Annotated in this window: 11 protein-coding genes; 4 read left to right on the forward strand and 7 right to left on the reverse strand. The window is 66.3% G+C overall.

Annotation, left to right across the window (positions count from 1 at the left end):
- Positions 1-36: 36 nt before the first annotated feature.
- On the reverse strand, positions 37-1920 hold the full coding sequence (locus tag JX552_RS15325; protein WP_205872933.1) for a DUF4407 domain-containing protein: 1884 nt from the start codon (positions 1918-1920) through the stop codon (positions 37-39).
- A 202-nt stretch (positions 1921-2122) separates the two neighbouring features.
- Here JX552_RS15325 and JX552_RS15330 point away from each other — a divergent pair, with 202 nt between their 5' ends.
- A complete protein-coding gene (locus tag JX552_RS15330; RefSeq protein ID WP_205872934.1) occupies positions 2123-2683 on the forward strand; it encodes a hypothetical protein in 561 nt (186 codons plus the stop codon).
- A gap of 13 nt (positions 2684-2696) precedes the next feature.
- Here the strand turns inward: JX552_RS15330 and JX552_RS15335 are convergent, their stop codons facing one another.
- Positions 2697-4436, reverse strand: coding sequence for a molybdopterin-dependent oxidoreductase (locus tag JX552_RS15335; RefSeq protein WP_205872935.1), 1740 nt, complete (start codon positions 4434-4436; stop codon positions 2697-2699).
- 190 nt (positions 4437-4626) lie between these two features.
- Between JX552_RS15335 and JX552_RS15340 the strand changes: the two genes are divergently transcribed.
- On the forward strand, positions 4627-5055 hold the full coding sequence (locus JX552_RS15340; protein WP_205872936.1) for a type II toxin-antitoxin system Rv0910 family toxin: 429 nt from the start codon (positions 4627-4629) through the stop codon (positions 5053-5055).
- A gap of 17 nt (positions 5056-5072) precedes the next feature.
- On the opposite strand, the gene JX552_RS15345 is transcribed toward JX552_RS15340, so the two are convergent.
- The 3 genes from JX552_RS15345 to malQ all read right to left on the reverse strand — a co-directional run bounded on the left by JX552_RS15345 (position 5073) and on the right by malQ (position 8087).
- Positions 5073-5348: a LapA family protein gene (locus JX552_RS15345; protein WP_205872937.1), complete on the reverse strand. Its 276-nt coding sequence runs from the start codon at positions 5346-5348 to the stop codon at positions 5073-5075.
- A gap of 103 nt (positions 5349-5451) precedes the next feature.
- Complete coding sequence (locus JX552_RS15350; RefSeq protein ID WP_205872938.1) at positions 5452-5922, reverse strand: nuclear transport factor 2 family protein; 471 nt, start codon at positions 5920-5922, stop codon at positions 5452-5454.
- Positions 5916-8087, reverse strand: a complete 2172-nt coding sequence (malQ, locus tag JX552_RS15355; protein WP_205872939.1) for a 4-alpha-glucanotransferase — start codon at positions 8085-8087, stop codon at positions 5916-5918. The genes JX552_RS15350 and malQ overlap by 7 nt, the downstream gene beginning before the upstream one ends.
- A gap of 280 nt (positions 8088-8367) precedes the next feature.
- Here malQ and eccB point away from each other — a divergent pair, with 280 nt between their 5' ends.
- Together eccB and eccCa are read left to right on the forward strand one after the other, a co-directional pair.
- Positions 8368-9897, forward strand: a complete 1530-nt coding sequence (eccB, locus tag JX552_RS15360) for a type VII secretion protein EccB (protein ID WP_205872940.1) — start codon at positions 8368-8370, stop codon at positions 9895-9897.
- Entirely contained in the window at positions 9894-14060 is a 4167-nt protein-coding gene (eccCa, locus tag JX552_RS15365) for a type VII secretion protein EccCa (protein WP_205872941.1), read from the forward strand. The genes eccB and eccCa overlap by 4 nt, the downstream gene beginning before the upstream one ends.
- A 339-nt stretch (positions 14061-14399) precedes the next feature.
- Here eccCa and JX552_RS15370 read toward each other — a convergent pair whose 3' ends face one another.
- Together JX552_RS15370 and JX552_RS33355 are read right to left on the reverse strand one after the other, a co-directional pair.
- Positions 14400-15575, reverse strand: coding sequence for a cytochrome P450 (locus JX552_RS15370; protein ID WP_205872942.1), 1176 nt, complete (start codon positions 15573-15575; stop codon positions 14400-14402).
- A gap of 408 nt (positions 15576-15983) precedes the next feature.
- The gene (locus JX552_RS33355) at positions 15984-16112 is read right to left on the reverse strand and encodes a hypothetical protein (RefSeq protein WP_277395987.1); all 129 of its coding nucleotides are present in this window, start codon (positions 16110-16112) and stop codon (positions 15984-15986) included.
- Positions 16113-16178 lie beyond the last annotated feature (66 nt).

Genomic DNA, 16178 nt, shown 5'->3' on the forward strand with positions numbered 1-16178 from the left:
GCTGCGCCGGACTCGCACGTTTTAGCGCTATGCCGTCTACTTGGCCGGCGGTAGTTGGCGGGGACCTTCTGGCCCACGAAGCTCACGCGGCCCTTCCCGCTCGACCAGCTCGCGCCGACCCTCCGAACCCGAGGTCCCGACCGACAGCCCGGCCATGTCCGGTGTGGATACCTGATCGAGCGAAGGCTGTTGATGGCGGCCGCGGACCTGAGCGTAGTCGTCGTCGTAACCCGGGTGAGCCGCCCGACCACGCGATGAATCGATCCGGTGGATGCCGGGGCCGGTAGCCGTGGGTGCCGGGGCCTGCAGGGGCTGCTGCGGCGGCTGCGGCGGTTGCTGCTGGCCTCCGCCGTCGGAGCTCTCGGTGTTCATCGTCACTTTGCGGGTCCGCTTGAGCGAGAACGCAATCTCCTCGACCTCCTCGAACACCTGCCGGGCGGTCCGCAGCGGCTGGGTCGTGTTGTCGATGACCCGCGCCACGAACGGGGGCACCAGCGGCCGGATCCACCGGGCGGCCGCCTTGGTCGCGTCCGGGATCGACGGAATCAGCGGCGCGCGGTGCTCGTCGTTCACCTCGGTGGTGGCCGGCGCTTCGTAGTGCTCGACGGCTGCCACAACGGGTTCGGCCGGTGCCGGCAGATACTCGATGACCGGCGGCTGCACGTCCCGGTCTGCGGCGGGCAACTGGGCCACCGCCCGGCTTGCGGCCTCGGCTTCGGCGGCGATCGGTAGGTACATGTCTTCCTCCACTGGTTCGAAGGTACGTTCCGACGACGCGTGCACCGGGGCATCGAGCGCCTCGACCACCCGACGGCGGTGGTGTTCGCGATCGATCTCGGCCTGGGCCTCGATGGCAAGGCGCGTCTGAGTGAGTTGGTGCTCGGCCCACATGATTTCGGCTGCCTGGCGCACCTCGGCCCGTTTGATCGCGATCGCGGTCTCGGCCTCCAGCTCGGCGCGTTCACGTTCTGCGCGTGCGCTGGCGTGGCGATCGTGGGTGGTCTCGCCGCGCCACGTTCGCAAGATCAAGGGCAGCAGATACAGCAGCGCAAAGAACGCGACCGTCAGCATGCGCAAAACCAGCGCCCCGGCGCTGTCCAGGGTCAGGTCATTCATCGCGACCCAGCGCGCGCCCAGGCCGCGACCGGCATCGGCTATCACGGCACCCCGCGCATCGGCAAGGGCCTGCTCGTTGCGGGAAACCGCGGCGTCCAGCGTTGGTGCCTGGCGTTCGCGGGCGGCCAGCGCGCTGTCCAACTCGCGCTGCGCATCGCCGAGCAGCTCGTTTGCCGTCCGGGTCTCAGGTCCACGACCGGGAACGCCGGTGATTCGGGTTTGCGGGCACGCAGGAGTCGGGTTGTACTCGCAGCGCGCGATCACCAGAGCGTTGTCCAGGTGTCCGCGAGCCTGGTCGACGGTGCCGTCCAGGGCGCTGCGCGCCGCGCGCGCCTGCTGCAGAGACGCCGCTGCCTGGGCGACGGCCGGGGCCGAGTCAGCCGTGCGCAGCGCACGCTCGTCGAGGCGGCGATCGATGGACCCCGAGAACAGTACGAGGGCGGCGAGCTCGCCGACGACCACACCGACGGCGACCGCCACCGCCGCACGACCTGCCGTGCCGGACCAACCGCGAGCCGGACCACCGGCGACGCCACGGGTGACCGCTCCGATCAGCAGGCCGAAAACGAGGGTCGCCGAAACAACGACCCAGATCGGGGCCGTGGCAACCGCGGACGTGACCGCCAGGGCGGCGACCAGCCACGCGAGCACGGCGCCGAGCACCACCACCGCTCCCGCGACGGCGTGGGTGGACCGCTCGTGGCGTTCCCCGAGCTCGCCTGCGTGTCCGCCACCCAGCCAGGTCAGCAGCGCCGCGATCCGCGTGACGACCGAGCGCTGCTCAGAGTTTTCGTGCGCGCGCATGAGAACTAACACCTCCAATGACGTCAAGCCTGGCAGGCCGCCGCCCGACACACCGAATCGAAGCGCCCGCTTGTGGCGTTCTTCACAACCCACGCCACGGTGGCGCAGATCACACTTCAGGGGGGCGGGGCGGGCCGAATTTCTGGCGACTCGGGGGGATCAGCGGCCCATCCGGCGGGCGGCATGAGACCGTATAAACCTTATGGAAAACCACGAGTTCCTCAGCTACGAAGAGTTCGGCCGCAGATTTTTCGAGGTTGCCGTAACACCGGACCGGGTGGCCGCCGCATTGAGCGATATCGCCGGCAGCGAGTTTGCCATGGAACCCATTGCCCAGGGTCCCGGCGGGATTGCCAAGGTCAGCGCGAAGGTCAAGATTCAAGAGCCCCGAGTTACCCGCAAGCTCGGCGACCTCATCACCTTCGTCATCCACATCCCGCTGTCCATCGACCTGTTGCTGGATCTGCGGCTGGACAAGCAGCGGTTCATGGTGACCGGCGACATAGCATTGCGAGCTACCGCCCGGGCGGCCGAGCCGCTGTTACTCATCGTGGACGTCTCCAAACCGCGGCCTTCGGACATCACCGTCAACGTGTCGTCCAAGTCGATCCGCGGCGAGGTACTGCGAATCCTTGCGGGTGTGGACGGGGAGATCCGTCGCTTCATCGCGCAGTACGTCCGCGAGGAGATCGACTCGCCACAATCCCAGTCGGCGCAGGTTATCGATGTCGCCACTCAGGTGGCGGCCGCCTGGGGTGGTTAGCAGCGTCCGCGCGTCACAGCGTCTGGTGGCGCCCGAAGAACTTGTGGTCTTCGCTGTAGCCCCCGTATCCACTGCCAATTTCGGAGTAGTGGGCGACGAACTCGATGCCTTTGATCCACTTGACCTGCTTGAACCCGTGCTGCAGCTCGTTACGCAGCCGTAGCGGCCGGCCGTGCAGGTAGGGCAGCGGCTCGCCGTTCATGTCGTAGGCGAGCATGCTCATGTGGTGCGTCATCTGCTCGATCGGATGCGCGTTGTAATAAATGCCGCCAGTCGCGCCCAATCCCATCGAGTAGAAGACCACCCACTTCGCCTCCGGTCGCGGCTTGACGATGTCCATGATGGTCTGCATCGACACGCCACCCCACTTGGCCACCCCCGACCAGGCCTGGATGCAGAAGTGCTGCGTGATCTGGTCGTGGTAGGGCAGTGCGCGCAGATCGTCGAGGGAGAACGCGGTCGGGTTCTCGACCAGGCCGTAGACCCGCAGCCGCCAATCCGCGAAGTCGTTCTTTTCCAGCTCTTTATACTCGACCGTCTCCGGCAGCCGCCCGTTTCGCCAGTGATACGGCGAGATGTCCTTCTCGGTGAAGGCGCCGGGCTTGGGATTGAGGCGCTCCAGCGCGCGCTGGAACGGACCGACCAGCGCATACCCGACGCGCTGCACTACGCGCGGGTGGCGAATGGTGAACGGAGTGGCGGCAACCCATCCGATCGCCACGATGACCATCGCGACGCAGAAGACGGCGAAACCGGCCCAGCCGTTGTCGTCTCGCGCCGCGAACATGTGGTTGAGGTTGCGTAGGGCTTCGGTGGCGAAAACCATCGTCACGTGGGTGAGGATGAAGAACAGGAAGTACACCAGCACCAAGAAGTGCAGAGAGCGGGCGTGCTGGATACTCACTCTCTTGCTGAGCCAGTGCACCCGTTGCGAGAGTGCCGGAGACATGCCGAGTCCGGTGATCACAGCGGCGGGTGCAGCAATGAATACGGTGGTGAAGTAGGCGAGCAATTGCAGCCCGTTGTACGCGACCCAGCCGTTGTCGGTAGGCCACTGCAGGGACGCGTATTGAATGGCCACGGATGCGGCGTGGGGAAACACATCCCAGCTGGTCGGCACGAGGTGGCGCCATTGTCCGGTGGTGAACAGCAGCACGTAGAAGACCGCACCGTTGATCAACCACAACACGTCGACACCGAGATGCCACCACCGGGCCAAGCCGATCGAATGGCGGAATCCCGGCAGCCCGAATTGCGGTGGGAGAGCAACGGTATCGGCGTTGGCGGTCCACAACGGATCGTCTGGCACCGGCGGTCCCACCCGCAGCCACTCGTCCTTGCCCGGCGTGGCGTTGCGGCTGAAGTAGAGCCGCGGGTGATCGCAGAGGATCTGAATGCCGGAACGGATGATGAACGTCATCATGAAGAGATTGAAGAAGTGGGTCCACCCGATCCACGCCGGCCGTCCGACGGCGCCCGAACTCGGATCGGTGCCAGGATAGCGTTCGATGAACGACTGCACCGCCGGCATGTGGTGCAGGCCCTTGCCGATCGCGACGCCGGCCAGCATCACGAAGAAGCCGATCGGTATCAGCCACAGCAGGTTGAACCACTTGTCCCGGCCGACCCGTAATCGGGGCGCGGTCGCGCGGCGGGTGAGATCGAAGCCGCCACCGTAGGACTCGACGTCGACGACATCGTCGGCAGAGTGCACCTCGCGTGCGTAGTCCACCCCCAGTTGTCCATCCGACATTGCCAATCCGGTGCGGGGGTCTGAACCCGTGTCAATGGATCTACTCACAGTCAGCAAATTTACACTATGGCGACTGTATAAATTAGAAACATTGGCAACCACGGAGCCCGCGAACCGGCAACAGGGTTTACCCGCCCGGGACACCCGGGTACCCCACCGCACCGACCCCCAGTGCAGAGGAGCAGATTCGTTGGCAAAGGTTGAGGTTTCGACCACCTCGGAGGTGGGCCCGGAAGCCGCGTGGAAGCTGGCATCGGACCTACCGCGATTCGACGAATGGATGACGATCTTCGGTGGCTGGCGCAGCGAGGTTCCCGCCACGATCGAAGAGGGCACCTGTGTCGCATCGCTGATCAAGGTGAAGGGTTTTCGCAACGTCATCTACTGGGAAGTGACGCACTACGACGAGCCGAAATCGATCGAACTGAGGGGCCGTGGCCGTGGCGGAGTCCGCATCACGGTCGCGATGGCTGTGACACCGACCGACCGGGGGTCGGACTTCCGGCTCAGTGCCGAGCTGTCGGGCGGAGTGCTGGGCGGGCCGGTGGGACGTCTGGTCGCCCGGATTCTGCGATCCGACGTCAAGAAGTCCGTCGAGAACCTGGCCGAATTGCGCTGACCCTCAACTCCGCTACCTCAGTTCTGCGAATTATGCAGTAGGGCTTCACGTTCCACGTCCCGAACGCGCCGGCGCTCCATGCTCAGCCACGACAGACCGGCGCCGAAAACCAGCATTCCACCGCTGGCTATCGAGACACCCACACCCACCTGCCCAAAGGCGAACGCCGCCAACGAAACCACGAACGCAAGGACAACTCCGGCCATCACCACAATGACGGGTCCACGCTCGGCTGCGTCTTCGAAGTCCTCAAGCTCGCGCGTGGCGCGAGGCAGGTGCCTGGTCTGGGTCATCAGCCTCTTCCTCTGCGGTTCATTGCATAGCCGGCGCTCCCGAACGGCCAAAATCAAGTCTTTAACGCCTACCCGAAATGCCCTATAAACAAACGGGTTCGGGTTATCCGGGCGGTCGCATCCGGCGGACCGGCCGCGCTTCGATCGCATTGACGGTGAGTTCGCGGCGGCTGATTCGCCAACCTGCGTCGGTCAGCTGGTACTTGTCGTCGTAGCGCAGATGCCAGACAACATCGACGATTTCGGTCCCGTCGTCGCCGATCGAGCGGCGACTCCAGTGGTGGGCGATGCCGGTGATGCGTCCACGGGCGAGATCCGGTCGCGGTCCATCGTCATACACCTCGCCGACGATGGCATGCTCGGTGCGGGCGACCCGGGCTACCGCGGCCACCGCCGCCGCGATGGCGTCGCGGCCCCGGTGCGCGTGCACCGGCTCCATCGTGGCCGGGGGGTCAGCCACCACCAGCTCCGCGGTGTCGGTGAACAACATTGCCACCGAATCGAACTGGCGATCATCGACGAAAGCCGCATACCGGTGCACCAGATCGCTGAGGGCATCCCGATCGATCAGCATGAGTGTGCCGGCGTGGTCACCTCGCGCACCGCGTCGAGCAGCCTGGCGACGCGGGGATCGCTAAATACCGCTTCCAGCAGCATCGGGCGCCCATCCGGCCCGGTCAGCGGAACCCGCCAGTTCGGGTGCTCGTCGGTGGTTCCCGGCTGATTCTGGGTGCGCCGGTCACCGACTGCGTCGGTCAGCGCCACGCCCAACAGCCGCGACGGCGTCCGCCCGAGGTATCGGTGGAACGCCAGAATCAGTTGCTCGGGGCTTTCCTCGCCGTCGCCGAGCATGCCTACCCTCCGCAACTCCGCCAGCCAGGCAGCCCGTTCGCAGGCGGCCGCCTCCTGCTCGGCCTCGGCAGGCCGGGTCAACAAACCCAGAGATTCCCGCAACTGGACGTGATCGCCGGCCAGGTAACCGGCCGTCGGCGGCAGGTCGTGGGTGGTGACCGAGGACAGGCAGTATTCCCGCCAGCGCTCGGCGGGCAGCGGCGCGCCCGTTGCGTCATCCTTCTCAAACCACAGAATCGAGGTGCCCAACAGGCCACGCAAGAGTAGGTAGTCCCGCACCCACGGTTCGACGGTGCCCAGATCCTCACCGACCACCACGGCTCCCGCTCGTCGGGCTTCCAGGGCAACGATCCCGATCATCGCCTCATGGTCGTACCTGACGTAGGTGCCCTCGGTCGGCGGCCGGCCCTCGGGGATCCACCACAACCGGAACAGCCCGATGATGTGGTCGATCCGAACCCCGCCGGCATGCCGCAGCACCGCCTGGATCAGCGCGCGAAACGGGCTGTACTCCAGCTCGTCGAGCCGGTCTGGCCGCCACGGCGGCTGCGACCAGTCCTGGCCCAGCTGGTTGAACTCGTCCGGGGGCGCCCCGGCGGTCACTCCGAGCGCCAGCGCGTCCTGCAACGACCACGCGTCGGCGCCGGTCGGATGCACGCCGACGGCCAGGTCATGCATGATGCCCAGCGCCATACCGGCGCGGGTGGCCTGCGATTGCGCCGCGGCGAGCTGCTCATCCAGCTGCCACTGCAGCCAGCGGTGGAAGTCGACGGCCGTCGCGTTCTTGGCGGCAAAGGCGGCGACACCCGGTGCGTCGGGATGTCGCACCGATTTCGGCCACCGATACCAATCGCTGCCGTGCTTGTCGGCCAGGGCGCACCAGGTGGCGAAGTCGTCCAGGGCGCGGCCCTCCCGTGCGCGGAAGGCGGCGTAGGCCAACTCCCGTCCGGCCGATCGCGGCACCGCGTAGACGAGCTTGAGAGCCGCGCATTTGGCGGCCCAGGCGCCGTCGCGATCGATGACGTCCGATCGTGCGGCTCGCCGCTGCACGCGGTCGCGCAACTCCCGGACCCGGCCGCGCTTGGGTAGGTCCGCGTACTCCGCAATAGCCTCCACCCGCAAATAGAGCGGGTTGACGAAGCGCCGCGAGGTCGGCAGGTACGGCGACGGTTCAATCCGCCCGCCGCCGGCCCCGGGGCCCGGCAGGCACGCCGCGTGCAGCGGGTTGACCAGCAGGTAGTCGGCGCCGTGCGCCCATGCCGACCAGAGGGCGAGATCACCGAGGTCGGTCAGGTCGCCGATGCCCCAGGATTGCCGTGACTGCATGCTGTAGAGCTGAGTGGCCAATCCCCAGCCGCGGCGCGTTCCGAGCCGCTCCGGCAACCCGAGCCAGTCCGGCGTGACGATCAGCGCGGCGGTGGCTCGATCCTCGCCGGATCGTAGCTGTATGCGGTGGTAACCAAGCGGCAGGTCGGCCGGCAGCAGAAAGCTGGCCTCGCCGATCTGGCGTCCGTCCAGATCGAACGGCGGGGTGAAGTTGTCCACTTGCACAATGCCGCTTTCCGGGCCGCTGAGTTCCGTTCCGTCCTCGAGCTGCAGCCACACCTCGGCCGGAGCGCCGTGTGTCACGTGCACCCAGAACCGCGGTTGGGTCCCGGCGCGCACGACGATGGTCGGCGGCAGCGATCGGGCCCAGTAAGAGCGCAGATGTGCGAGCAGGGCCGCGTTTCGGTCCTGTTCGGTAGTTGCGGAGACGCCGAGCGCGCCGAGAACGGCGACCAGGGTGGATTCCGGGACGGACACCTGCCGCCCGCTCCAGTCCTGATAGCTGGTGGCGATTCCGAGCCGGCGGGCGAGTTCGACAAGCGACGGCGCAAGCTCGGTCATGGAGAAACATTCTTACGTCCCGCTCCCGGAGCCGCAGCTCAGCGGGCTACCCGAATGCGGATGTAAACAGTGAGCGACTTAGCGCGCTTAGTCGGTGATTCGCAGCTAACATGCCCAGTGAAGTCACGACGACTCCACGGGGGATGGAGCGCGCTGATCCAGGCGGTTCTTGTCGCCTGGCGATGTTTGCGCAGGTGCCCTACGGTTGTCGATGTGATTTAGTGCTTCCCGATCAGCGGGCGTTTCATATCCGGGCGTTATGACCGAAAGGTGATCAAGCGTGGCTGAACATAGCCGCGGGCAACGGGGGTCCGGCTACGGCCTCGGGTTGTCGACGCGCACCCAGGTGACGGGCTATCAGTTCCTGGCCCGCCGTACCGCGATGGCGTTGACCCGGTGGCGGGTCCGGATGGAGATCGAGCCGGGCCGTCGCCAGACCTTGGCCGTCATCGCGTCGGTTTCCGCTTCTCTGGTCATCTGCCTGGGCGCCCTGCTGTACTCCTTCCTGAGCCCGGCCGGTCAGATCAACGAATCCCCGATCATCGCCGACCGTGACTCCGGTGCGCTGTACGTCAAGGTGGGGGACCGCCTCTACCCGGCGCTGAACCTCGCGTCCGCCCGGCTGATCACTGGGCGGCCCGACAATCCGCACCTGGTCAAGGGAAGCCAGATCGCCAACATGCCGCACGGGCCGCTGGTCGGCATCCCCGGGGCTCCCACCGAGTTCGCGCCGAAGAGTCCGTCCACCTCGTCGTGGCTGGTGTGTGACACCGTCGGCGGCACGTCGGGCCCGTCGGGCATGCCGTCGCCCGCGGGAGTCACGGTGACCGTCATCGACGGCACCCCGGACATGAGCGGCCACCGCCGGATCCTCAACGGATCGGACGCCGTGGTGCTGAGCTACGGCGGCAACACCTGGGTCATCCGCGAGGGGCGCCGGTCGAAGATCGACGGCACCGACCGCGCTGTGTTGTTGCCGCTGGGCCTGACGCCGGAGCAGGTCAGCCAGGCGCGCCCGATGAGCCACGCGCTGTACGACGCGTTGCCCGTCGGACCTGAGCTGCTGGTTCCAGAAGTGCCCAAAGCGGGCGCCCCGGCGACCTTTCAGGGCGCACCTGGCCCGGTCGGCACCATCCTGGTGACGCCGCAGATCAGTGGGCCGCAACAGTATTCGCTGGTGTTGGAGGACGGCGTCCAGACCCTGCCGCCGCTGGTCGCCCAGATCCTGCAGAACGCGGGGCGCCCCGGCAACACCAAACCGGTGACCGTGGAACCGTCCGCGTTGGCCAAGATGCCGGTGGTCAACCGGTTGGACCTGTCGGCGTATCCGAACGACCCGTTGAACGTGCTGGACATCAGGGAGAACCCCTCGACCTGCTGGTGGTGGGAGCGGACCAACGGAGAGAACCGGGCCCGCGTCCAGGTGGTCTCCGGTCCGACCATCCCGATCAAATCCAGCGAAATGAAGAATGTGGTCAGCCTGGTCAAAGCAGACGTCACCGGTCGCGAGGCCGACCAGGTCTACTTCGGCCCCAACTACGCGAATTTCGTGGCAGTCACGGGCAACAACCCGGGCGCCCAAACCGCAGAGTCACTGTGGTGGCTGACCAACGCCGGCGCGCGCTTCGGAGTCGATGACACCAAGGAAGCCCGCGACGCGCTCGGTTTGACGCTGCAACCCAGCATGGCGCCGTGGGTGGCGCTGCGGTTGTTGCCGCAAGGTCCGACCTTGTCTCGTGCCGACGCCCTCGTCGAGCACGACACGCTCCCGATGGACATGACCCCTGCAGAGTTGGTGGTACCGAAGTGAAACGTGGATTCGCGCGGCCTACACCGGAGAAGCCTCCGGTAATCAAGCCGGAGAACATCGTCCTGCCGACTCCGTTGAGCATTCCGCCGCCAGAGGGCAAGCCCTGGTGGCTGATCGTGGTCGGCGTCGTGGTGATCGGTCTGCTGGGCGGCATGGTCGCCATGACGTTCGCCAGCGGTTCACACGTCTTCGGCGGCGTCGGCTCGATCTTCCCGATTTTCATGGTCGGCGGCATGATGCTGATGATGTTCCGCGGCGTCGGCGGCGGTCAGCAGCAGATGAGCCGGCCGAAACTGGACGCTATGCGCGCCCAGTTCATGCTGATGCTGGACATGCTGCGCGAGACCGCGCAGGAGTCGGCCGACAGCATGGACGCCAACTACCGGTGGTTCCACCCGGCGCCGAACACCCTTGCGGCCGCCGTGGGTTCACAGCGGATGTGGGAACGCAAGCCGGACGGCAAGGATCTCAACTTCGGTGTCGTCCGGGTCGGCGTCGGCATGACGCGACCCGAGGTGACCTGGGGCGAGCCGCAGAACATGCCCACCGACATCGAGTTGGAGCCGGTGACCGGCAAGGCGCTGCAGGAGTTCGGCCGCTACCAGAGCGTCGTCTACAACTTGCCGAAGATGATCTCGGTACTGGTGGAGCCCTGGTATGCACTCATGGGCGATCGCACGCAGGTGCTGGGACTGATGCGGGCCATCATCTGTCAGCTGGCCTTCTCCCACGGTCCCGACCACATCCGGATGATCGTCGTCAGTTCCGACCTCGACGAGTGGGACTGGGTGAAGTGGTTGCCACACTTCGGTGACTCCCGGCGCACCGACGCCGCGGGCAGCGCCCGCATGGTCTACAGCTCGGTGCGCGAGTTCGCGGCGGAGCAGGCCGAACTGTTCGCCGGCCGCGGGTCGTTCACGCCCCGGCACGCCAGCTCGTCGGCGCAGACCCCCACGCCGCACCACGTGATCATCGCCGACGTCGACGACCCGCAGTGGGAGTACGTGATCAGCGCCGAAGGCGTCGACGGCGTGACGTTCTTCGACCTGACCGGGTCCGAGATGTGGACGAATGTCCCCGAACGCAAGCTGACCTTCGACAACATCGGTGTGATCGAGGCGCTGCCCCGCGACCGCGACACCTGGATGGTCATCGACGACAAGGCGTGGTTCTTCGCGCTGACCGACCAGATGACCACCGCTGAAGCCGAAGAGTTCGCGCAGAAGCTGGCGCAGTGGCGCCTCGCGGAGGCCTACGAGGAGATCGGCCAGCGGGTCGCGCACATCGGTGCCCGCGACATCCTGTCCTACTACGGGATCAGCGACCCGGCGGACATCGACTTCGAAGACCTGTGGGGGAGCCGCACCGACACGATGGGCCGTTCGCGGCTGCGCGTGCCGTTCGGTAACCGCTCCGACAACGGCGAATTGCTGTTCCTGGACATGAAGTCCCTGGACGAAGGCGGGGACGGCCCGCACGGCGTCATGTCGGGCACCACCGGTTCCGGTAAGTCGACGCTGGTGCGGACCGTGATCGAGTCGCTGATGCTCGGCCACCCGCCGGAGGAGCTGCAGTTCGTCCTGGCCGACCTCAAGGGTGGGTCCGCGGTCAAGCCGTTCGCCGGGGTCCCGCACGTCTCGCGCATCATCACCGACCTCGAAGAAGACCAGGCGCTGATGGAGCGCTTCCTGGACGCGCTGTGGGGTGAGATCGCGCGCCGCAAAGCGATTTGCGACAGCGCCGGTGTGGACGATGCCAAGGAGTACAACTCGGTCCGGGCCAGGATGCGGGCACGCGGGCAGGACATGGCACCGTTGCCGATGCTGGTGGTCGTCATCGACGAGTTCTACGAGTGGTTCCGCATCATGCCGACCGCCGTCGACGTGCTCGACTCGATCGGCCGCCAGGGTCGTGCCTACTGGATTCACCTGATGATGGCGTCGCAGACCATCGAGAGCCGCGCCGAGAAGCTCATGGAGAACATGGGTTACCGGCTGGTGCTCAAGGCTCGCACCGCCGGCGCCGCGCAGGCGGCCGGTGTGCCTAACGCGGTGAACCTGCCGGCCCAGGCCGGTCTGGGCTACTTCCGCAAGAGCCTTGAGGACATCATCCGGTTCCAGGCCGAGTTCCTGTGGCGAGACTATCTGCGTATCTCCTCTGTCGACGGGGAGGAAGCGCCGGTGCTGGTGAACACCATCGACTACGTTCGCCCGCAACTGTTCACCAACTCCTTCACGCCGATGGAAGTGAGCGTCGGAGGCCCGAGCGTCGATGCGATCGCGAGTTACGCAAACGGCGAAGTGGTCGACGTCGGCGGCGGCGAGGTTGAGGAGGAAGAGGAAGCGATCCGGACGCCGAAGGTCGGTACCGTGATCATCGACCAGCTCCGCCGGATCAATTTCGAGCCATACCGCTTGTGGCAGCCGCCGCTGACCGAGCCGGTCGCGATCGACGAGCTGGTCAACCGTTTCCTCGGCCACCCCTGGAACAAGGACTACGGCTCAGCCCGCAACCTGGTGTTCCCGATCGGGATCATCGACCGTCCGTTCAAGCACGACCAGCCGCCGTGGACGGTGGACACCTCCGGTCCCGGTGCCAACGTGCTGATCCTGGGTGCCGGTGGGTCCGGCAAGACCACCGCGTTGCAGACCTTAATCTGCTCCGCGGCGCTCACCCACACGCCCGAACAGGTGCAGTTCTACTGCCTGGCGTACAGCAGCACCGCGTTGACGACGGTGGCGCAGCTGCCGCACGTCGGCGAGGTTGCCGGTCCCACCGATCCCTACGGTGTACGCCGCACGGTGGCCGAACTGCTGGCGCTGGTGCGCGAGCGCAAGCGCAGCTTCCTCGAATACGGCATCGCGTCGATGGAGATGTTCCGCCGGCGCAAGTTCGGCGGAGAAGCCGGGCCGGTGCCCAACGACGGCTTCGGTGACGTGTTCCTGGTGATCGACAACTACCGGGCGCTGGCCGAGGAGAACGAGGTGTTGATCGACCAGGTCAACCTGATCATCAACCAGGGTCCCTCGTTCGGTGTGCACGTCATCGTCACCGCCGACCGTGAATCGGAGCTGCGGCCGCCGGTGCGAAGCGGGTTCGGTTCGCGCGTCGAACTGCGTTTGGCCGCAGTGGAAGACGCCAAACTGGTGCGCAGCCGTTTCGCCAAGGACGTCCCGGTCAAGCCCGGGCGTGGCATGGTGGCGGTCAACTACGTGCGGTTGGACAGCGACCCGCAGGCCGGCCTGCACACCCTGGTGGCACGGCCGGCATTGGCCAGCACGCCCAACAACGTCTTCGAGTGCGACAGCGTTGTCGCCGCGGTCAGCCGGCTCACCACCGCGGCGGCGCCTCCGGTGCGGCGCCTGCCGGCGCGGTTCGGCGTCGAGCAGGTGCGCGAACTGGCGGCGCGCGACACTCGTCAGGGTGTCGGCGCCGGCGGAATCGCCTGGGCGATCTCGGAATTGGACCTGCAGCCGGTTTACCTCAATTTCGCCGAGAACTCGCACCTGATGGTCACCGGCCGGCGCGAATGTGGGCGTACCACGACGCTGGCCACGATCATGTCCGAAATCGGACGGCTGTATGCGCCTGGCTCCACCAGCGCGCCGCCGCCTCCGCCAGGACGGCCGTCGGCGCAGGTGTGGCTCATCGACCCGCGCCGTCAGCTGCTCACCGCGATGGGTTCCGACTACATGGAGAAGTTCGCCTACAACCTCGACGGTGTGGTCGCCATGATGGGCGAGCTGTCGGCTGCCCTGGCGGGGCGCGAGCCGCCGCCCGGACTGTCCGCCGAGGAGCTGTTGTCGCGGTCATGGTGGAGTGGTCCGGAGATCTTCCTGATCGTGGACGACATCCAGCAGCTTCCGCCGGGCTTCGATTCGCCGCTGCACAAGGTGGTTCCGTTCGTGAACCGGGCCGCCGATGTGGGGCTGCACGTGATCGTCACCCGCACATTCGGTGGCTGGTCATCGGCAGGCAGCGACCCGATGTTACGTGCCCTGCACCAGGCGAACGCTCCGCTGTTGGTCATGGACGCCGACCCGGACGAGGGCTTCATCCGCGGCAAGATGAAGGGCGGTCCGCTGCCCCGTGGTCGAGGCCTGCTGATGGCCGAGGACACGGGCGTGTTCGTCCAGGTTGCGGCCACCGAGGTGCGCAAGTAGGTCAAGTCAGGTCGTAGCCGCAACAACGCCTGCCGCGTCGGTGTCGAGCTCCAGTCCGCTGGGATCGCTCCGACGCGGCGGCGTTTCGCCGGCAGCGGACACATCGCGTTTGAGTGCGCCGCTCGGTGGCCGATCCCGCGGGAAACATCGCTCTTTTGCGGCGGCTTCGTCGGCGACGGGTCTAGGACAAGCCGCCGCGGTCGGCAAACCCTCGGTGCCGCCCGAGATCGCGACGCCCGGTCCGGCCCGTCAATCACGCGGCGCCGATTCCGATCGACACCATCAGCGCCTCGCCGGAGGCCACCGGAAAGCTGTTGGGCGTATGCCGCCGTTCGGCGGTTAGCCCAGGCGCAGCGGCAGCGCCGTCAGGGCGAACGTCTTTGACGGAAAGGCGATTTCGGGCCGGTATCCATCCGGAAGCTCGAAATCGGGAATCTGCCTGAGCCACTCAGCGACGATCACGGTCAGTTCCATTCTGGCCAGATGAGACCCTAGGCAGCGGTGCGGCCCGCCGCCGAAACCCCAGTGGCGGTGCACTTTTCCGTCCAGTACCGGGTCATCGGTGGAGGTCGCGTCACTGCCGTCGCGGTTGATGGCCGCCAGACACAGCCGCACCTGTGACCCCGGCGGCAGCGTCATCCCCCCGACGTTGACAAAGTCGGTCGTGATGCGGGGGGCCACCGGCGCTGAGGGCTCCAGCCGCACGATTTCCTCGATGAAGACCCGGGTCTGCCGGAGATCGTCGACGAGTTCCGCGCGCAGTTGCGGTGTGCGCGCCAGCTCCAGCAAGGCGAACCCGATGGCCGCGGTGACCGTGTCGAGCCCCGCCAGAATCAGCAGGTGGCTCATGCCGAGCAGTTCGAGATCCGAGAAATCTCCCGGCCCGGTCATGATCCGGGACAACATGTCCGATCCCGGCCGACGGCGGCGCTGCCCGATCGCATCGGTCAGGTACTCGAGTAGTTCGAGCTGGCCCTGCTGCGCTTCGGCCATGGTGAGGAAGGCCTTGTCGCCGACGATCGAGTCCTTCCACCCGATGAGCAGATCTCGATCGGCCAGCGGTAGCCCGTAGAGGTCCAGGAACACCTGGAAGGGGTACAGGCGCGCGAAGTCGGTCATCGCCTCGCACTGACCCCGGCCGGCCAACTCGGCGATCATCTCGGCGGCATGACGCTGAAGTACCGGACGCGACTCGCTGAGTCCGTGCGGACTGAAGTACGGCTGCAGGATTCTGCGGTAACGGGTGTGTTCGGGTGGATCGAATGAAAGCGGTAGCACCGGAAGGGGATTGGTCGGTGGTTGCAGCAGGCGTGAGGAGAAGATCTCAGGATTGCGCAACGCCGCGAGCACGTCCTCGCGTCGCGTCAGATAGTAGGAGCCGTTCATGAACACCACCGGGCCGGCGTCGCGCAGGGTCCGCCATCCAGCCCCCCGGTCTTCGGTCAGCGGCAGCGACGAGTATTCGAGCCTCGGTAAGTGAAACTCGGCTGTTCGGCTTCCACCCAGAGCGCTCATGAAACGAGATCGTAGCCTCCCGGCGCAGCCGCCTGCGCGTTGAAAGTTCTGATTGCCGTTGCCCCGAACGCGCGACCAAGCGAGATCCGACCACCCGGGCAATCACGTCGGATTCTGCCGGTTGATCTCGGAAATTACTGTCGCGCTGGGCTATTGATGATATTCGCGGGGCTGCGGTGCCACATGCTTTGGAGAAACCTGCACAGTAAGCCAACGAGGCAGGCGCCGGTGGGCAGGACCTGGAAGGCCAGACGGCATTTCGGGATCTGCAGACCGAGATAAATTTGCACAAATCGCAAGTATTTATTCGTAAACTTGTGCTGGACGGATCGCTGTGTAGATCCATAACGTCGAACTATGACCATCGCCGCTTTCCGTCGACCGGACCTGTGGTTCGGCGAGCGTCGGTTACGGCGTCGTCGCGGGAGGTAGGTCGATGGCGGTTGGCAGCGGGCCGCTCGCGTCGTCGGCAATAGCGGCATCGGAGTTGAACCGGACCCGGACCAGCCACCGGGCGCGCGAACGCGGTTGCGGCATCACTCATTCCATTCGAACCAGCGTGGTTTCAGCCCGAGGGTGGGGCGTTTCGGCGAGGCCGTTGGC

Source organism: Mycobacterium gordonae, from assembly GCF_017086405.1.
Lineage (GTDB): Bacteria > Actinomycetota > Actinomycetes > Mycobacteriales > Mycobacteriaceae > Mycobacterium > Mycobacterium gordonae_D.